This is a genomic window from Rahnella sp. P4_A8 (genome assembly GCF_056402435.1).
The window spans coordinates 1-19169 of sequence record NZ_JBFUHK010000011.1 but is presented as its reverse complement, the minus strand read 5'-3'; the positions used below and the strand labels follow the sequence as shown (position 1 = coordinate 19169).

Genomic DNA, 19169 nt, shown 5'->3' with positions numbered 1-19169 from the left:
TGGTGTAGGGAACGGGTGGTGGTTATTTATTCCACATTCAGAGATTAACTTAAGGGGAAAGCTGTTTTCGCGTGGTCGTGAACGGAATGTGATCAAAGCCCTAAAATGTTAAATTAAGTGGTTTTATATGTAAAAATTAAGTTAATTAAAAATATAAAAACCATCATAGCCTGGGATTTGATAAATGTTACCGATAACAATTAAACAAAAAAATACCTAATATTTAACAATTAAGAAACATGAGAAAGTAATAACGGTCTTTTTCCTGAAAGAAAGACCGCGTGGTTTTTTTTATTTGCACAGACTGTGAGCAGCGTCACGGGACGCGGGTGCGCCAAAATCGTGCGCTGTTGCACCTTTATCTGGCATTGCTCTGCATTGAAGCGCGGGTGATCCGCGCCGGATCACAATCCTGCATAAAACATTCCACCCGAAATCAAAATATTTCCCTGCATACTCATTCTTGTGCCCTCGTTGCTGCAAAAGGGGATTTTTTCTTTTATTCATTTTTTATGCAATTAAAGTGAATAACAGGCGATATTAAGTGGTTGTTTTTTCTCGATGTCATTTTTTTTATTCACTTTTTTCCTTTGCTGGCATGAAGACTGCAATCTATGATGAGACTGAGTGAAATTATTTGTTAACTTTTAAATAACAAATTAGTAACTGCCATTTCTCGCCAGCGCGATTGCCCGCTAAATGTGCAAAAACATCGGAACCCGGTGCACTTCCTGTCTGTATGGGGGACGGGGGGGTGCACCCTGAAATCAGCGAAAAAGAGGTTTATATGGAACACCAACAGCAACCACAAAACGTCAGCCGCCAGAACTTTGATGACTGGATGGTGCCGGTTTATGCCCCGGCGGCGTTTATTCCTGTGCGTGGCGAAGGATCCTGGCTGTGGGATCAGACGGGTAAAGATTATGTCGATTTCGCAGGCGGGATTGCCGTGAATGCCCTGGGACATGCGCATCCGGAAATTCGTAAAACCCTGCATGAACAGGCGGATAAAGTCTGGCATCTGGGCAACGGCTACACCAACGAACCGGTGCTGCGTCTGGCGAAGCAACTGATCGACGCCACCTTTGCGGACAAAGTGTTTTTCTGTAACTCCGGCGCGGAAGCCAACGAAGCGGCGCTGAAACTGGCCAGGTTGTACGGTAATAAATCCGGCGGCGAAAAGAATGAAATCATCGCCTTCAAAAACGCGTTTCATGGTCGCACGCTGTTTACGGTGACGACCGGCGGTCAGCCGAAATATTCAGAAGATTTTGCGCCTTTACCGCAGGCGATTACCCATCTGCCGTTTAACGATCTGGCCGCCGTTGCCAGCCAGATTTCTTCCCGCACCTGTGCCGTGATTGTCGAACCGATCCAGGGCGAAGGCGGTGTGGTACCGGCAGAGGCCGGTTTCCTGCAAGGTCTGCGTGAGCTGTGTGACAAACATCAGGCTGTGCTGATTTTCGATGAAGTACAGACCGGCGTCGGGCGTACCGGCGAGCTGTATGCGTATCAGCATTACGGCGTGGTGCCGGACATTCTGACCAGCGCCAAAGCGCTGGGCGGCGGTTTCCCGATTGGCGCGATGCTGACCACTGACCGCTATGCTGCGTTATTCCAGCCGGGCACGCACGGCACCACTTACGGCGGTAACCCGCTGGCGACGGCGGTGGCGGGCAAAGTCTTCGAGCTGATTAACACGCCGGAAGTGTTGTCCGGTGTGCAAAAGCGTCATCAGTGGTTTGCCGATGGTCTGAAACGCATCAATGACCGTTATAAGGTGTTCAGCGAAGTGCGCGGGCAGGGGCTGCTGATCGGCGCTGTGATGAGTGAACGGTATAAAGATCAGGCCAAACAGCTGAACACGCTGGCGGCAGAAGAAGGACTGATCGCCCTGATTGCCGGGCCAAATGTACTGCGCTTTGCGCCATCACTGATTATTCCGGGCGCGGATATTGAAGAAGGGCTGAACCGCCTTGAGCGGGCTGTCGCGCGCCTGTGCGTGTGATTCTTTGGGTTAAATGAGGTAGAGCATCATGATGTTGATTCGACCTGTGCGGCCCGGCGATCTCGCCGATATCCTGCAGTTGTCAGGCAAAACCGGCATCGGTTTAACGTCTTTGCCCAAGGATGAAGCGCATTTACGCGGGCGCATTGAGCGCTCAGTGGCGACCTGGGAAGGTCGCCTGGAAAAAGGCGAACAGGGCTATCTGTTCGTGCTCGAAGACACCGAACAGCAAAAAGTTGTCGGCGTCAGCGCTATTGAAGTGGCGGTCGGGCTGAGTGAGCCGTGGTACAACTTCCGCCTCGGCACGCTGGTGCACGCCTCCAAAAGCCTGAATATTTATAAGCCGGTGCCGACGCTGTTTCTGAGTAACGATCACACCGGTTATACCGAACTTTGCACGCTGTTCCTCGATCCGGACTGCCGTCACGGCAAAAACGGGCAACTGTTGTCGAAGGTCCGTTTCCTGTTTCTGGCGGCATTTCGTGAGTATTTCTCCCGCAAGGTAATTGCGGAGATGCGCGGCATGTCTGACGACAGCGGCCATTCCCCGTTCTGGGACAGTGTCGGGCGTCATTTTTTTGGTATGGAATTCGCCGAAGCTGACCGTCTGACCGGCATGGGACAGAAATCCTTTATTGCCGAACTGATGCCAAAGCATCCTTTATATACCGAATTGCTCAGCCATGAGGCCCGTGAAGTGATCGGCGAAGTACATCCGCAAACCGCCCCGGCGCGTGCCGTACTTGAAGGTGAAGGGCTGCGTTACGAAGGTTATGTGGATATCTTCGATGCCGGTCCGACGCTCGAAGGTGAAATCGATCAGTTACGCGCCGTCAAAGAAAGCCGTCTGTTGCCAGTGCGGCTGGCGGAACACCGCAGCGGTCGTGATGAGCCGCTGTACCTGGTGGCCAACGAGCAATATCAGCATTTCCGCGCCCTGCTGGTGCCGGGCGGAGATTCAGCCGATTCACTGACGCTTAATTCCCGCGAGGCTGACATGCTTGGCCTGCGCGAGGGCGATACCCTGCGCGCCGTGGCGCTTTTCCCCGGCGATAAACCGGCTCCTGCAACCCCTATTCTCAAAAAGGAAAGTCTCGCATGATGCAACCTGCACTTTTTATTCAGGGCCAGTGGCGCAGCGGACAAGGCGCGCAACTGAACAAAACCAATCCGGCAGATAATACGTTGTTGTGGTCGGCACTGAGCGCCAATGCGGAAGATGTCGATGCTGCCTGTACAGCCGCCCGCACGGCATTTCCCGCCTGGGCACGTAAAACCGTGGCCGAACGCGCCGAAGTGATTCAACGTTTTGCGGATTTACTGACGGAACATAAAGCACGGCTGGCGGAAATTATCAGTCTGGAAACCAGCAAACCACGCTGGGAAACGCTGACCGAGATTCAGGCGATGATCGGCAAGGTGTCGATTTCACTGGAAGCCAACCAGCAACGCACTGGCGAGAAACACACCGCCATGCCCGACGGTGAAGCCGTGCTGCGCCACCGGCCGCATGGCGTGCTGGCGGTTTTTGGTCCGTATAATTTCCCCGGACATCTGCCGAACGGCCATATCGTTCCGGCCTTGCTGGCGGGCAACACGCTGGTCTTCAAACCGAGCGAACTGACGCCTAAGACCGCCGAAGAAACCGTGAAGTTGTGGCAACAGGCGGGACTGCCGGAAGGTGTGCTGAATCTGGTGCAGGGCGGTCGTTCGACCGGTGAGGCGCTGGCGGCCTGCGGCAATATCGACGGGTTGCTGTTTACCGGCAGCGCGGGCACCGGCTATCAGTTGCACCGCCAGCTCGCCGGTCAGCCTGAAAAAATTCTGGCTCTGGAAATGGGCGGCAACAACGCGCTGATTGTCGAGCCGGTAGAAGATATTGATGCAGCGGTTAATCTGACTATTCAGTCGGCGTTTATTTCTGCCGGACAGCGTTGTACCTGTGCGCGCCGTCTGCTGGTGAAAGAGGGCGCGGCAGGTGATGCATTTATCGCGCGTTTGCTCGATGTCACCATGCAACTGCGCGTGGGCGGCTGGAATGATGATCCGCAGCCGTTTATGGGCGGTGTGATTTCTGACGTGGCGGCACGCAATATGCTCAAAGCACAGGACGAACTGCTGGCGCTGGGCGGTAAACCTCTGCTGTTGCTGACGCGCCCGGATCCGCTCAATACCCTGCTGACGCCGGGGATTATCGATCTGACCGGTGTGGCGGGCATTCCCGATGAAGAATACTTCGGCCCGTTGCTGAGCATTTACCGTTACAGCGATTTCGATAATGCCGTCGCCCTCGCCAATCAGACCCGTTTCGGGCTGGCCACCGGGCTTATCTCTGCTGAGTGCTCTCAGTTTGAGCAGCTATTATTGGAAGCAAGGGCGGGCATTGTGAACTGGAACAAACCGCTGACTGGCGCATCAAGCAACGCGCCTTTTGGTGGCATCGGTGCTTCAGGCAATCACCGTCCAAGTGCTTATTATGCGGCGGATTATTGTGCCTGGCCGATGGCCTCGCTGGAAACAGACAAGCTGGAACTCCCTGCGACGCTGTCGCCTGGTATTGATTTCCGTACAACCTGAGGAGACAGCAATGTCTGGATGTGAAGCAAATTTCGACGGCTTAGTCGGGCCGACGCACCATTACGCGGGGCTGTCGTTTGGCAATGAAGCTTCGACTAAAAACCAGAATGCGGTGGCGAACCCGCGTCTGGCGGCAAAACAGGGCTTGCTGAAAATGAAATCGCTGGCCGATCTCGGTTTTGCGCAGGGGATTTTGCCGCCGCATGAACGTCCGCATCTGAGCACATTGCGCAAAATGGGTTTTGGTGGCAGCGATCGCGAAGTGCTGACTAAGGCGCAGGCTTATTCGCCGCGTTTGCTGTCGTCACTGAGTTCGGCGTCTTCCATGTGGGTGGCGAATGCGGCCACGGTGTCGCCTTCGGCAGACAGTGCAGACGGGCGTGTGCATTTCACAGTTGCCAACCTGAATAATAAGTTTCACCGGGCCATTGAGGCAGAAACCACGTCTGCCATTTTACGCGCGACCTTCCATGCCGATAAATATTTTGCCCATCACGATGCGCTGCCGCAGGTGGCGGCGCTGGGGGATGAGGGCGCGGCAAATCATAACCGGTTATGCGGTGAGTACGATAAACCCGGCGTACAGGTGTTTGTTTACGGACGCGACGGGCTGGCGACCGGCGACAACGAACCGGTGCGTTATCCGGCACGTCAGACCCGTTTAGCCAGTGATGCCGTAGCGCGTTTGCATCAGCTTGATGAAAAGCGCACGGTGTTTATTCAGCAAAATCCGCAAGCCATCGACAGCGGCGTTTTTCATAACGACGTCATTTCTGTCAGCAACGGCAACGTGCTTTTCCATCACGAGCAGGCGTTTGTGAATTCAGGCAAAGCGCTGGAGGAAATTCGTCGCAAAATGGCGGCGCTTGAGCTGGATTTCCACCCGATTGAAGTGCCGCATTCAAAAGTGTCTCTCGACGATGCGGTCGCGACGTATCTGTTTAACAGCCAGCTCCTGACCAAATCCGACGGCAAAATGATGCTGGTGGTGCCGGAAGAGTCCCGCCAGCACACCGGCGTCTGGACGTATCTTTCAGCACTGAAAGACAGCGGTGGCCCGGTTGATCAGATTGAAGTGTTTGATCTGCGTGAAAGCATGCGCAACGGCGGTGGCCCGGCGTGTTTGCGCCTGCGTGTCGCGCTCAACCGCAACGAACTTAATGCAATCAATGTGGCTTCCCTGATGAGTGACAGCCAGTTCACGCGGCTCAATACCTGGGTGGACACGCATTATCGTGACCGGATGCAGGCCAAAGATCTGGCCGATCCACAGCTTCTGACCGAAGTGCGTACTGCGCTCGACGAACTGACCAATATTCTCGGGCTGGGTGCGATTTATCCGTTCCAGCGCTGAGCCATCACAGGAGTGAATGTATGTTTGATTTACTGGCGACGACGCTTGCCGGTGATGCGGTGAAAGAACCTGCCGGACAAACCGAAACGCTGGACTGGCAATGGCGTGGTGAAGGCATTCTCGAGCTTTCACCGCGTCAGTCCTGTGAGGCGGCGGTGGTGATTTCCGCCGGTATTCACGGTAATGAAACTGCGCCGGTTGAACTGCTCAATCAACTGGTCAGCGAGCTGCTGTCTGGCGAAAGGCTGTTGCGGGTCCGGCTGCTGGTGTTACTGGGCAATCCGCCGTCAATGCGTGTCAATAAGCGGTTTGTGGAGGCTGACATGAACCGCATGTTCGGCGGGCGTCATGCGCGTTATACACCGAATGATGAAACCCGCCGGGCGCAGGAACTCGAACAGGTGATGGCGTTGTTTTACCGCAGTGCCACGGCGGCGGGAACCACGCAGCGATTCCACTATGATTTGCACACGGCGATCCGCGGATCAAAACACGTGCGCTTCGGGCTGCTGCCTTTACAAAATCGTCCGAAAAGCGAAGCGATGCTCGCCTGGCTCGACGCCGCCGGGCTGGATGCGCTGGTGCATCACCGATCGCCGGGCGGTACTTTTACGCATTTCAGCAGCGATGTTTTTCAGGCCGACAGTTGCACGCTGGAACTGGGCAAAGCGCTGCCGTTCGGCAGTAACGATCACGCGCAGTTCACCGGTATCCGCCGCGCGCTGCAAACGCTGGTGAGTGGCGAACCGATGCCTGCCCGTGACGCCGCCGCGCCGCTGGTGCATTACCGTGTGGTGCAGGATGTGATCCGGTCACAGGAAGATTTCGAGTTATTTGTCCCGGCAGATGCCCTGAATTTTACGGCGTTCAGGCAGGGGTTTGTCATTGCTAAAGAAAGCGGTAAAACCTACAAGGTTGAAGCAGAGGAAGAAGTCGTGTTATTCCCGAATCCGAATGTGGCGCTGGGGTTAAGGGCAGGGCTGATGCTGATGAAAATCTGATGAGTAAAAGCACCGCAGTAGCTGCAAAACCCCCTCCCAACCTCCCCCTTCGCAGGGGGAGGAGCAGGGCAAAAACCCGCTTACGGTGCGCGCAGAGTAGAACGCGATCAGCTCCCTCCCCTGCGAAGGGGAGGGTCGGGGTGGGGTATTAATGGCATCTCAGCCGCAACTCATTCCCTTTATCGGGATGCGTTGCACCAAAAGAAAAAGGGTCCTGATTTTCATCAGGACCCTTTTTCTTTAATTTGGCGGTGAGAGAGGGGTTCGAACCCTCGATACGATTTCTCGTATACACACTTTCCAGGCGTGCTCCTTCAGCCACTCAGACACCTCACCGTGTTCGTTACAGCGCGAGCGTTGCAACGGGGCGCTACTATAGGGAGACCGCCGCGAAGGGTCAAGAAAATTTTCAGCGTTTTGTGTCAGGCGCTCAGAGTCTGTTCGCCGGGAGAATGCCGTGGCTGGCGGATTTTGAAAGCGCCCAAAAACAAAAAAGGCTCTGATTTTCATCAGAACCTTTTTTGTTTAATGTGGTGGAGAGAGAGGGGTTCGAACCCTCGATACGATTGCTCATATACACACTTTCCAGGCGTGCTCCTTCAGCCACTCAGACACCTCTCCAGTCGTCGGCTGCACCGCAGTGCTGCTGACCGGCGCTAATGTAGGGAAAAGTCGCCTCACCGTCAACACTCTTTTGCAGGTTCCATGCCGTTTAGACAAACTTAGAGCAATCTGATGATTTAAAGAGCAAAAAATGCGTTAAGGATGAACAGCCGGTATCTGGTTGCAGGGCGTGATTAAAATTGCTTATCAGAATGCATAAATAAGTAGAATTTTTGCATGAAAGCACAATTATCCCGCAAACACTTTTTGTTACGGCTAAATAGCAAGATATGTTGTGGTAATCATTCAGGGTAGCGGTATAACAATGCACTCTGAAAAAATGCTTCGCATAAGAACTGTACAAGTCATCCTTTGAAGCAGGGTTATTTATCACATAAGGGCAGGGGTTATTCTTGAGTCAGTCAAATAACGCGACCGCGTCGCAACACCGGACGGCAATTCCTGCCGGAGCGGGCACATTATTCTTCGTTCAGACATTCGCAACGCTCGGCTTTGCGGTGCTGTATTCCACGCTGGTCCTGTACGCCACCAAAAAACTCGGTTTCAGTGAAGATAACGCCAACGCCATCATGGGCGTGTTCGGCGCATTCAACTACGGGCTGCATATGTTCGGCGGCTACCTTGGCGGGCGTTATCTCAGCAACCGTAATCTGTTCGTGCTCGGCATGGTGTTGCAGGTCTTTGGCTGTGCGCTGATTGCGCTGGAAGGTGTGACCGGGTTGTACTGGGGATTAGCCATGTTCCTGACCGGCAGCGGACTGAATGTGACCTGTCTGAATATGATGCTGACCCAGCGTTTTGCTCCGGACGATGACCGCCGTGAATCGGCCTTCCTGTGGAATTATGCCGGGATGAACCTGGGCTTCTTTATAGGTTTTGCGGTCGCCGGTTATTTCCAGCTCAGTGAAAACTACCGCGCGCTGTTCCTGTTCGCCACGTTAGGGAATGTCGCGGCGATTGTGGTGACACTTTCCCGCTGGTCGATTCTGGCCGATATCAGCACGCCGCTGAAAGAGGCCAGCCGCAGCCAGTTACTGCGCCGGATGGCGGTCGGTATTGCCATCCTGATTGTACTGGTGCCGGTTATCCGCATGTTGCTGACCCACGCAGAATTCAGCAGTTATTTTGTGGTCGCGCTGGGCATTGTGATTTTCGCATTAATGGCGCTGGTCACTTTTCGCCATCGCGATGCGGATGAACGCCGCCGCATGAAGGCGTATCTGCTGCTGGCGCTGGGTTCGTTAGTTTTCTGGACACTGTATCAGCTGGCACCCATGGGGCTGATGCTGTTCTCTGAAAACAACATCAACCTGAATGTATATGGTATCCGCGTGGCACCGCAGTGGATCCAGAACATAAATACCGTGGTTATCGTGATCGGTGGGCCGCTGATGGCACTGTGGTTCAACCGCCTGCGTCAGCGCGGCTGGAACATTGATATTCCGGCGCAGTTCTCCGCATCCCTGTTCTGTATGGGGCTGGGCATGCTGGTGCTGCCGTTGGGTATTCATCTGGCGGGCGGCGACGGCCTGGTGGCGTTTAAATGGATTGCCCTCAGCTATCTGCTGCAAAGCATCGGCGAACTGCTGATTTCACCGATCGGTTACGCGATGATCGGTAAGCTGGCACCGCCGCGTTATCAGGGTGTGATGATGGGCTGCTGGATGATGGTCACCGGCGTGGCGTCGGTGCTGGCCAGTTACATTTCCGGGCTGATGCCGCAGAACGCGGGCAGTACGCCAGCGCTGACCAATCCGGGCTACAGTCAGGTGTTTAATGCGCTGGGCTGGGGTTCCGTTATCACGGGTGTGGTGCTGCTGGTGCTTATCCCGCTGCTGCGCCGGATGATCCACCGTGAGCCGGTTGCCGCCTGATTTATTCGCAGTCTCCGTCACTCACTTCACAAGCCCCGAATTCCGGGGCTTGTTCTTTTTTACGCCACAGGGTTGCATCCCGATGATATTCAGGGAAATCTATCTGTTCACAGGAGGCTTCCCCGATGAACATTATTTTTTACCACCCTACATCTGATGCAAAACCCTGGATTGACGGAATAACAAAAAGATTACCGCAGGCCAACGTGCGTGCGTGGAAGGCGAATGATCAGGACCCGGCGGATTACGCGCTGGTCTGGCGGCCACCGCATGCCATGCTCGCGCCGCGCACGATGCTGAAAGGTATTTTCGCGCTGGGGGCGGGAGTGGATGCCATCCTGACACAGGAACAGCGTCAGCCGGGCACATTGCCCGCCGGCGTACCGTTGCTGCGCCTGGAAGATACCGGCATGGCGTTGCAGATGCAGGAATATGCGCTGGCGACGGTATTACGTTATTTCCGCCGGATGGATGAATATCAGCTCTTCCAGCAACAAAAACAATGGCGCCCGCTTGTTCCGCATTCACGCAGTGAATTCATTATCGGTATTCTTGGTGCCGGTGTGCTCGGCAGCAGCGTGGCGAAAGCACTGGTGGATATGCAATTCACCGTGCGTAGCTGGAGCCGCAGCGCCAAGTCTCAGGAAGGCGTAGAGAGTTTCTATGGTGACGATCGGTTGGCAGCGTTTGCCAGCGGCTGCAAAGTGCTGATCAATCTGTTGCCCAACACGCCGCACACCGCCGGTGTTCTCAATCATAAACTGTTCACAAATCTTTCGCATAATGCGTACCTGATTAACCTTGGTCGTGGCGGACATCTGGTGGAAGGCGATTTGCTGCGTGCGCTCGACAGCGGGCAGATTGCCGCTGCCACGCTCGACGTTTTCGTTGAAGAACCGTTGCCGGGCATGCACCCGTTCTGGTCGCATCCGCGGGTCAGCATCACGCCACACGTCGGTGCGGATACGTTGCCGGAGCAGGCGATGGACAGCATCGTGAGTAACATTCTGGCGATAGAGGCAGGGCGCGAGCCGACGGGACGTGTCGATCCCGGCCGGGGTTACTGATATTCATCTGCTAACATTATAAATGCTGCGGTTATGTTGCCGCAGCGGAATACTTTCAAGGAGAGTACATGCCTTACCCGGTTGATTTACATATGCATACCGTTGCCAGCACCCACGCCTACAGCACGTTACATGATTACATTGATGAAGCCGCCGAAAAGGGCATTAAGCTGTTTGCCATCACTGATCATGGTCCTGATATGGCTGATGCGCCGCACTACTGGCATTTTATGAATATGCGGGTCTGGCCGCGTCTGGTGAATGGCATCGGTATTCTGCGTGGCATCGAGTCGAATATTAAAAACATTCATGGTGATATCGACTGTACCGGCCCGATGCTCAAAGAAATCGACGTGATTATTGCCGGTTTCCATGAGCCGGTGATGCAGCCCGTCGATAAAGAAACCCATACCGCTGCGATGATTGCAGCGATGGCGGGGGGTGAAGTGCATATTATTTCGCACCCGGGCAACCCGAAATACCCGATTGATATTCCTGCTGTGGCGGCGGCTGCCGCGAAATATAACGTCGCGCTGGAGCTGAATAACTCATCGTTTATTCATTCACGTGCGGGCAGCGAGCCAAATTGCCGTGCGATTGCGCTGGCAGTAAAAGAAGCCGGTGGCTGGCTGGCGCTGGGGTCAGATTCGCACATCGCTTATTCACTCGGGGGCTTTGAACATTGCGAACGTATCCTGCGTGAAATTGATTTTCCGCAAGACCGTATTCTTAATGTCAGCCCGCGTCGTTTCCTCGATTTTCTCGAGGCCCGGGGTCGCGCGCCCATTGCTGAATTAAGCGAACTGTGACATTGTCGCGACCAAATTGCGGGGGATTAACCCTTTTCATTATCTGATCAGGTTACTGTTATGAATGAATTTTCGATTGTCTGCCGCGTGCTGGGCACGTTGTTTTACCGTCAGCCGCAGGATCCGTTGCTGGTTCCGTTGTTTGGCCTGATTCAGGACGGAAAGCTGCGTGAGCACTGGCCGCTGGAGCAGGATGCGTTGCTGATCCGCTTGCAGGAAAGTGCCAATCCGCAAGCGCTGGCCGCTGAATTTAACCGTCTGTTTGTCGGTTCAGAATGTGCGGTATCGCCGTTCCGCAGTGATTATGTTGACGGCGCAAATGAAATGGATGTGCGCACATTCCTGCAACAGCGCGGTATGCCGCTGGGCGAAACGCCTGCTGATCATTTCGGTGCCATGTTACTGGCCGCCTCCTGGCTGGAAGATCAGTCGCAGGAAGATGAAGTCAGCGCGCAAATTACGCTGTTTGATGACTACCTGTTCCCGTGGTGCGGTAAATTCCTCGGTAAAGTGGAAGCCCATGCCACCAGCGGTTTCTACCGCACGCTGTCTGAAATCAGCCGCGAAGCCTTGCAGGCGATGCGCGACGAACTCGAAGAGCAACTGCCGCCGGATCTGGATGACGCGGAAGAAGACGACCAGTAATCCTGAACACAGCATGTAAAAAGCCCGGCGGTGAGTCATCACGCCGGGCTTTCTTATTATCGGTTTACTCAGACTAATCAGTAAAAGGTATCACCAACTGACCCGGTTTCACTTCAATTCCTTTCGCCAGTTTCTTCGCCATCGCTTCACCTTTGCTGTGATCGCCATTGAGCACATAAGCCGGACGCTGGTTGAAATAGGTGTTCAGCGAATTGTTCAGATAAGGCATCAGGCCTTTCATCACGTTGTCCATTTTCTCAGGCTTGATGGTGTAATCCACCACCTGCATATCCCGCAGGAAAATGGCGCCTTTCTCGCGATCATAAGTTGGATGCGCTTTCAGGGTCAGGCGCATATCGGCTTTCTGCGGGCCGAACAGTGAGGATACATCGACATGGGCGTCGCCGGTCAGCGTCACGATACCGGGTTCAGCCCGGCCAATCTGGCTGCTGAGATTGGTCAGCACCAGTTTGGCATCCACCAGTCCCGGAACGCCCAACTGTTTTTCAAAGTTGTTGTTCTTTTGCAGGTAATCATTCACCTGCTGCTCACTGATGGTGTACTGCGTCAGTTGATTACAGCCTGCCAGTAAGCTGGCACACATCAGTACTGCGGCACCCAGAAATCGCTTTGTCATTCTTCCCTCATTACGTAAAAACTATTTCGTCAGCATGACCGTAAAGCATCATGGCTCCAATCAGACAACGCTGATTAGCCTAAGTGCTGAAGGGAGGGAATAAAAGGGAAAATTGCCGGAAGCGGACTTCCGGCAAAAAGTATAACGGGCTTAGCTTGCGAGACGGGAGAGAAGATTTACCTGAGTCTGTTTCGCCATATTATCGCGGTAGGCCTGAACCCGTGAAGGCCAGTCGATGCCTTGCACAATCGACAGCGAACGCAGCAACGGCCAGAGATTAATGTCATCTTCGGAAAGCTCGCCGTTCACCGCATTCGGCTCGACGATCAGTTTGTCGAGTGCGCGCAAATCCTGACTGATTTTCTTCACCAGACCTTCGGAATGTTGCAGATGCTCCTGAAAACTGCCGCTGGCAGCCTGCTTTTTATCGGCGAAGTATTTACGGGCTTCCGGCGTGGAGAATTCTTCCAGTGGTGCGGTGGCAAAACGCGGCAACAACAGACGTCCGGTATATTCAGAAACCTGACGCAACCACGCGGCAACAGACGCGTTCAGCGGGCCGGTCAGCAGCGGTTTACCGTCACTTTTGTCGATGTAATGCACGATATCCATACTTTCCGGCATGAAGCCGCCATCCTCTTTTTGCAGGACAGGCACCATCTTTTTACCCACCATTGAAATGGGTGTTTTTTCATCGTCGTTGAGCAGCACCTTGATCTCAACCGGGATGTTCTTCAAACCGAAAATCATGCGGGCTTTCACGCAGAAAGGGCAATGTTCGTAAACGTAAAGTCTCATAGTACGTAGCTCCTGTTATCGCCGGCGGTGACCTGTAGGGTGCATGAAAACTGCCGGATGTAGGTTCGGATTTTGTCTAACGCTATGATTCAGTATGGGTATAGATGGATGTGAGATCAAACCGCATTCTCTGGAACGCGGTTTCCATCAGGGTACTGCATAAGAAATTACGGAAGATCAACTGCCGCTGAGCATGGCCGGTTCGATGCGGCGCAGGTTGAACTGCCAGTACAAACCGGTGAGGGTGATGAAGCCAACGACGCCGAGTAATAACCACGGCAATTCAGGCAGTTCGAGCGCACGGCCGGTGTCGTACATCCAGCCGCCACCGGTATAACCGATGACGCCGCCCAGAGCCAGTCCCAGACGGCTGAAGCCCATGTAGCTGCCGCGTGCGCGGGCGTCGGCCAGAGATGCACCCAGGGTTTCACGCGCCGGTTCGGCGATGATCGAACCAATGTAGAAAAAGCCAATCAGCAATAATAACGGATTGATTGAGGTAACCAGCCCGACCGGCAGCAGGCTCAGTGTCATGATCAGCAGACCGAACATCAGGCGCTGTTCAAGACGGAAACGTTTTTCGCTCCAGCGGGCAATCGGATACAACAGCGTCAGCGACAGTACGGCTTCAATTGCGTACATCCATTTCACCGCCGACGGGCTGCCCGCGACATCATTGACCGCAATCGGCAACATCAGCATCACCTGCACGGTCAGCATGTAATAGCCAGTCAGCGTCAGCACGTAGGCCAGAAAACGGCGGTCGCGCAGCACGCGCATCATGCCTTCGCGCATAGGGGTGCGCAGGGTGGAAATGCGGTAAGCCGGTAACAGCCAGGCGTTGCAGGCCGCTGCCAGACAAAAGATTGCGGCTCCGGTCCAGCAGACGTAATGGAAATCATATTGCAGCAGCCAGCTACCGATCAGTGCGCCAATGACGGCACCCGCGCTGTCCTGCATCATCATCAGGGAGAAGAAGCGGCTGCGCTCGTGCGGACGGGTCAGTTTTATGACCAGCGCGGTACGCGGCGGATCAAACAACGTGCCGCCAAGACCGGAGAGAATACACGAACAGACCAGAATCCACGGTTGATCGGCCATCGCCATCGTGGCAAAGCCCGCCGCGCGCAATAACATGCCGGTGATAATCATGGGTTTCGCCCCAAACCGGTCAGCAATCGCCCCGCCAAAAATGCCCAGTCCCTGTTGCGTAAGCTGACGAACGCCGAGGGCCAGGCCGACGGCCATTGCCGCCCAGCCAAGCTGATCGACAAATCGGATCGAGATCAACGGAAAAACCACGAAAAAGCCTAAAATAACCAGCGCGTTGTCTAATAACAGAAAATACTTACCCAAGCTCCGAGCTTGTGATACCAGAGACATGCTTCACCATGAGCGATTATATGTATCCTGTCCGGCAGATACAGAAAGGAGAAAAGACCGTTCCAGTCTGAACCGGAAACAGGCATTTAGATAGGGCGCTATTGATAATATTTTTTTATCGTCAAGCCGCGCTCTGACTGGCAGAATTAGCGGTGATCTGTCGTTTCCTATAAATTCTATTTATCGACCCATGCGGGATGTGGAGGGAAGGGATGTTTGGCTACAAATCTGCCGTGCCAAAGGTGCGGCTTACCACTGATCGGATGGTCCTGCGCCTGGTTCATGACCGTGATGCGCACCGGCTGGCTGAATACTACGCTGAGAACCGCGCGTTTCTGAAACCGTGGGAACCGGTCAGGGATGAAAGCCATTGTTATCCCTCAGGATGGCAGGCGCGTCTGGGGCTGATTACCGAGATGCAAAAACAAGGCAGTGCGTATTACTTCATCCTGCTCGACCCCGATGAAAATCGCGTGATGGGCGTGGCGAATTTCAGCAATGTGCTGCGCGGTTCTTTCCATGCCTGTTTCCTCGGGTATTCGCTCGGCCAGGAATGGCAGGGTAAAGGTCTGATGCAGGAAGCGTTGCAGACGCTTATCCGCTATATGCAACGCCAGCAAAAAATGCACCGCATCATGGCCAATTACATGCCGCACAATAAACGCAGCGGCCAGCTTCTCGAACGTCTCGGCTTTGAACGCGAAGGTTACGCCAAAGATTACCTGCTGATTGACGGCAAATGGCAGGACCACGTGCTGACGGCATTAACCTGGCAAGAATGGACACCCCCGTCCCGATAAGGAGAGCAACATGAAACACGAACTCAGCGCCCGGGAGGCCCGTGTTGTGGGCTGTTTACTGGAAAAACAACTCACCACGCCAGAACAGTATCCGATGACCCTTAACGGCCTGACCACGGCCTGCAATCAGAAGACGAACCGCGAGCCGGTGATGGAACTGAGCGAAAGTGACGTTCAGCAAACGCTGGATTTGCTGCTGCGCAAACACATTATCCGCACCCTGAGCGGCTCACGTACCATGAAGTATGAGCACCGTTTCTGTAATTCTGAATTCGGCAATCTCAAATTTTCCCCGCAGGAAGTGGCGGTGGTGACCACGCTGTTGTTGCGCGGCGCACAAACGCCGGGCGAGTTGCGTACCCGCACTAACCGTCTGCATGATTTCTCGGACGTTGCCGAAGTTGAACAAACGCTGACTGAACTGACAAACCGCGAAGACGGCCCGTTCTGCGTGCGTCTGGCCCGTGAACCGGGGAAACGTGAAAGCCGCTATATGCATCTGTTCAGCGGCGAAGTCAGCAATGTGGCCAGTACCCATGAAGAACCGCTGTTCAGCGCCGAGGCACAAAGCGCTGATCTGACTCTGATCGCGCGCGTGGAAACACTGGAAGCTGAAGTGGCGGAGCTGAAACAGCGTCTGGAAAATTTGTTGCAACATCTGGCTGATTAACAGGAGCGGGTTGTGAGTAAATTACGTATTGGTGTTATCGGGCTGGGTGGGATTGCGCAAAAAGCCTATCTGCCGGTACTGAGTCACGCTGAAAACTGGACGCTGGTCGGTGGTTTTTCCCCCAATCAGCAAAAGGCGCAGGCCATTTGCGACAGTTATCGTATGGCGTGTTTTTCCCGCATGGATGAACTGGCGGGCCAGTGCGACGCGGTTTTTGTGCACAGCAGCACCGCCAGCCATTTCGATGTGGTTGGACAACTGCTGGCGCAGGGCGTGCATGTGTATGTCGATAAACCGCTGGCCGCTGAACTTGAGCAGGCTGAGCAGTTGGTTGAACAGGCGCGCAAGGCAGGCAAAACGCTGATGGTCGGCTTCAACCGTCGCTTTGCACCGTTGTATCGTCAGCTCAAAGATAACATGCAGAGCGCCGCATCTTTGCGCATGGACAAACACCGGACCGATAGCGTGGGGCCAAACGATCTGCGATTCACCTTGCTGGACGATTATCTGCACGTGGTCGATACCGCGCTGTGGCTGGCAGGCGGTAATGCCAGTCTGGAAAGCGGTCTGATTCAGATTAACGAAGCGAATCAGATGTTGTACGGCGAACATCATTTCCTCTGTGGCGAAACGCTGGTGACGACATCGATGCATCGCCGGGCAGGGACTTTCCGCGAGAGCGTGCAGGCGGTGACTGAAGGCGCGGTGTATCAGCTGGACAATATGCAAATCTGGCGCGAGGAACAGCAGGATATTCTCACACAACTGCCGGTACCGGGCTGGCAAAGTACCCTGACACAGCGCGGATTTGTCGGTGCCATTGAACACTTTGTGGCCTGCGTGAGTAATCAGACGGCGCCGGAAACCAGCGGCGAGCAGGCGATTTATGCGCAGGCAATGATCGAGAAGATTCTGAATTCTTAACAAAAAAGCCGCGCGGGATGGCGTGGTTAACACTCTATAACAACATAAAACAACTGCCGGTGGCTATTGTATTGCGGATGCGTAGACTAAGCGCATCTTTGAGCCATGCGGCTTCATCTCTCACGCCTGCTGATGCAGGCGTGATGGTTTAACTATTTGATATACATGTAAACCGGTAAACAAGAAAAGTGACATGAATCTACTTAAATCTCTGGCAGCCGTCAGTTCCATGACGATGTTTTCACGTGTATTAGGTTTTGCCCGCGATGCCATTGTGGCACGTGTATTTGGCGCCGGAATGGTCACCGACGCCTTTTTTGTGGCGTTCAAACTGCCCAATTTGTTGCGTCGTATTTTTGCCGAAGGCGCATTCTCACAGGCGTTCGTGCCAATTCTTGCCGAGTACAAAACTCAGCAGGGCGAAGAAGCTACGCGCACCTTTATTGCGTATGTCTCCGGGTTGCTGACGCTGGTTCTGGCGATTGTCACCGTGCTGGGCATGCTCGCGGCGCCGTGGGTGATTTATATCACTGCGCCGGGTTTTGTGGATTCACCGGACAAATTTGCGCTCACCAGTTCTCTGCTGCGGATCACCTTCCCGTATATCCTGCTTATTTCTCTGGCCTCGCTGGTCGGAGCGATACTCAACACCTGGAACCGCTTCTCGATACCGGCGTTTGCGCCGACCTTCCTGAACGTCAGCATGATCGGTTTTGCGTTATTTGCCGCGCCGTATTTTCACCCGCCGGTGCTGGCGCTGGCCTGGGCCGTGGTGGCCGGTGGCTTGCTGCAACTCGGTTATCAGCTGCCACACCTGAAGAAAATCGGCATGCTGGTGCTGCCGCGCCTGAACCTGAAAGATGCCGGTGTATGGCGCGTAATGCGCCAGATGGGACCGGCGATTTTGGGTGTTTCCGTCAGCCAGATTTCACTGATCATCAACACGATTTTTGCCTCGTTTCTGGTCTCCGGCTCAGTTTCATGGATGTATTACGCTGACCGCCTGATGGAGTTTCCTTCCGGTGTGCTGGGCGTGGCGCTGGGCACGATTTTGCTGCCTTCGCTGGCGCGAAGCTTTTCCAGCGGAAATCACGGTGAATACAATCGCCTGATGGACTGGGGCTTGCGTCTGTGTTTCCTGCTGGCGTTGCCAAGTTCCGTCGCCCTGGGGATTCTGGCCAAACCGCTTACGGTGGCATTATTCCAGTACGGCAAGTTCAGCGCGTTTGATGCTTCGATGACGCAACGTGCACTGGTGGCCTATTCCGTCGGGCTGATGGGGCTGATCGTGGTGAAAGTGCTGGCTCCGGGCTTTTATTCACGTCAGAACATCAAAACGCCGGTGAAAATCGCCATCATTACCTTGCTGATGACGCAGGTGATGAACCTGGCCTTTATCGGCCCACTCAAACACGCGGGGCTTTCCCTGTCGATTGGTCTGGCCGCCTGTCTGAATGCTTCGCTGCTTTACTGGCAACTGCGTAAGCAGGATATCTTCCAGCCTTTGCCGGGCTGGAGAGTGTTCCTGATTAAGCTGATTGTCGCGGTGGTTGCCATGTCAGCAGCATTGCTCGGCATGATGTGGCTGATGCCTGCATGGGATGTGGGGGGAATGGCGTATCGTCTGGCGCGTCTGGCGGCAGTGGTTGCTGTCGGCGTAGTCGCTTACTTTGCCGTGCTTGGCCTGCTGGGCTTCAGGGTGAAAGAATTTGCCCGTAAGCTGGACTGACGCAGATTACAGAAACACAAAAGGGCGCATGAGCGCCTAATGCCGATCGTTTAAGGATCAGTTGACCGATCCGGTGGCTCGTGTAAAAAGGGTTCATGCTCATCATGGACCCTTTTTAAATGGAACTTTCACAAGCTCTCGGTATTATCAATCTCACTGCCCCCGATGAAGTTCAAAGCCTCGCTGACCTCCTGTCTCCTGACCTCATTCAGCAAGCTTTTTCTCTCACTGACACCGTCACCCTACGCAAGCGTAAACTCCCCCTCGAG

Annotated in this window: 19 protein-coding genes and 2 tRNA genes; 15 read left to right on the top strand and 6 right to left on the bottom strand. The window is 54.3% G+C overall.

Features of this window, described 5'->3' with window-relative positions:
* Positions 1-329 precede the first annotated feature (329 nt).
* The 6 genes from AC1DUO_RS08450 (at position 330) to astE (ending at position 6940) form a co-directional block, all read left to right on the top strand.
* Positions 330-527, top strand: coding sequence for a hypothetical protein (locus AC1DUO_RS08450; RefSeq protein ID WP_126124174.1), 198 nt, complete (start codon positions 330-332; stop codon positions 525-527).
* Positions 528-787: 260 nt separating this feature from the next.
* Entirely contained in the window at positions 788-2008 is a 1221-nt protein-coding gene (locus AC1DUO_RS08445) for an aspartate aminotransferase family protein (RefSeq protein ID WP_015689662.1), read from the top strand.
* 28 nt (positions 2009-2036) lie between these two features.
* On the top strand, positions 2037-3110 hold the full coding sequence (gene astA / locus AC1DUO_RS08440) for an arginine N-succinyltransferase (protein ID WP_013575006.1): 1074 nt from the start codon (positions 2037-2039) through the stop codon (positions 3108-3110).
* Positions 3107-4585: a succinylglutamate-semialdehyde dehydrogenase gene (astD, locus tag AC1DUO_RS08435; protein WP_477987020.1), complete on the top strand. Its 1479-nt coding sequence runs from the start codon at positions 3107-3109 to the stop codon at positions 4583-4585. The genes astA and astD overlap by 4 nt, the downstream gene beginning before the upstream one ends.
* 10 nt (positions 4586-4595) lie before the next feature.
* Positions 4596-5939: an N-succinylarginine dihydrolase gene (gene astB / locus AC1DUO_RS08430; RefSeq protein ID WP_126124761.1), complete on the top strand. Its 1344-nt coding sequence runs from the start codon at positions 4596-4598 to the stop codon at positions 5937-5939.
* Between the two features lie 20 nt (positions 5940-5959).
* On the top strand, positions 5960-6940 hold the full coding sequence (gene astE, locus AC1DUO_RS08425; RefSeq protein WP_126124762.1) for a succinylglutamate desuccinylase: 981 nt from the start codon (positions 5960-5962) through the stop codon (positions 6938-6940).
* Positions 6941-7186: 246 nt separating this feature from the next.
* On the opposite strand, the gene AC1DUO_RS08420 is transcribed toward astE, so the two are convergent.
* The 3 genes from AC1DUO_RS08420 to AC1DUO_RS08410 form a co-directional block, all read right to left on the bottom strand.
* A tRNA-Ser gene (locus tag AC1DUO_RS08420) sits at positions 7187-7276 on the bottom strand.
* A 94-nt stretch (positions 7277-7370) separates the two neighbouring features.
* A complete protein-coding gene (locus AC1DUO_RS08415) occupies positions 7371-7514 on the bottom strand; it encodes a hypothetical protein (protein ID WP_153375011.1) in 144 nt (47 codons plus the stop codon).
* Positions 7472-7561, bottom strand: a tRNA-Ser gene (locus tag AC1DUO_RS08410). The genes AC1DUO_RS08415 and AC1DUO_RS08410 overlap by 43 nt, the downstream gene beginning before the upstream one ends.
* Positions 7562-7956: 395 nt before the next feature.
* Here AC1DUO_RS08410 and AC1DUO_RS08405 point away from each other — a divergent pair.
* The 4 genes from AC1DUO_RS08405 to AC1DUO_RS08390 all read left to right on the top strand — a co-directional run bounded on the left by AC1DUO_RS08405 (position 7957) and on the right by AC1DUO_RS08390 (position 11959).
* Positions 7957-9438, top strand: a complete 1482-nt coding sequence (locus tag AC1DUO_RS08405) for a peptide MFS transporter (protein ID WP_013575010.1) — start codon at positions 7957-7959, stop codon at positions 9436-9438.
* Positions 9439-9563: 125 nt separating this feature from the next.
* Positions 9564-10505, top strand: coding sequence for a glyoxylate/hydroxypyruvate reductase GhrA (ghrA, locus tag AC1DUO_RS08400; RefSeq protein ID WP_013575011.1), 942 nt, complete (start codon positions 9564-9566; stop codon positions 10503-10505).
* 68 nt (positions 10506-10573) lie between these two features.
* On the top strand, positions 10574-11314 hold the full coding sequence (locus tag AC1DUO_RS08395; RefSeq protein WP_013575012.1) for a phosphatase: 741 nt from the start codon (positions 10574-10576) through the stop codon (positions 11312-11314).
* 60 nt (positions 11315-11374) lie between these two features.
* Positions 11375-11959, top strand: coding sequence for a TorD/DmsD family molecular chaperone (locus AC1DUO_RS08390; RefSeq protein WP_013575013.1), 585 nt, complete (start codon positions 11375-11377; stop codon positions 11957-11959).
* Between the two features lie 73 nt (positions 11960-12032).
* On the opposite strand, the gene AC1DUO_RS08385 is transcribed toward AC1DUO_RS08390, so the two are convergent.
* From AC1DUO_RS08385 to mdtH, 3 genes are all read right to left on the bottom strand, one after another.
* On the bottom strand, positions 12033-12596 hold the full coding sequence (locus AC1DUO_RS08385) for a lipoprotein (RefSeq protein ID WP_013575014.1): 564 nt from the start codon (positions 12594-12596) through the stop codon (positions 12033-12035).
* Positions 12597-12746: 150 nt separating this feature from the next.
* Complete coding sequence (gene grxB, locus AC1DUO_RS08380) at positions 12747-13394, bottom strand: glutaredoxin 2 (RefSeq protein WP_013575015.1); 648 nt, start codon at positions 13392-13394, stop codon at positions 12747-12749.
* A 177-nt stretch (positions 13395-13571) separates the two neighbouring features.
* On the bottom strand, positions 13572-14777 hold the full coding sequence (gene mdtH, locus AC1DUO_RS08375) for a multidrug efflux MFS transporter MdtH (protein ID WP_013575016.1): 1206 nt from the start codon (positions 14775-14777) through the stop codon (positions 13572-13574).
* A 212-nt stretch (positions 14778-14989) separates the two neighbouring features.
* Here mdtH and rimJ point away from each other — a divergent pair, with 212 nt between their 5' ends.
* The 5 genes from rimJ to AC1DUO_RS08350 form a co-directional block, all read left to right on the top strand.
* A complete protein-coding gene (gene rimJ, locus AC1DUO_RS08370) occupies positions 14990-15577 on the top strand; it encodes a ribosomal protein S5-alanine N-acetyltransferase (protein WP_013575017.1) in 588 nt (195 codons plus the stop codon).
* A gap of 10 nt (positions 15578-15587) precedes the next feature.
* Complete coding sequence (locus AC1DUO_RS08365; RefSeq protein ID WP_013575018.1) at positions 15588-16247, top strand: DUF480 domain-containing protein; 660 nt, start codon at positions 15588-15590, stop codon at positions 16245-16247.
* A 12-nt stretch (positions 16248-16259) separates the two neighbouring features.
* Entirely contained in the window at positions 16260-17171 is a 912-nt protein-coding gene (locus AC1DUO_RS08360; RefSeq protein ID WP_112198647.1) for a Gfo/Idh/MocA family protein, read from the top strand.
* Positions 17172-17364: 193 nt separating this feature from the next.
* Positions 17365-18900 (top strand): murein biosynthesis integral membrane protein MurJ, encoded by a 1536-nt coding sequence (gene murJ, locus AC1DUO_RS08355; RefSeq protein WP_013575020.1) that lies wholly within the window; start codon positions 17365-17367, stop codon positions 18898-18900.
* Positions 18901-19019: 119 nt separating this feature from the next.
* Positions 19020-19169 (top strand): transposase domain-containing protein (locus tag AC1DUO_RS08350; protein ID WP_477987075.1); only part of this gene is annotated, 150 nt, incomplete at its 3' end.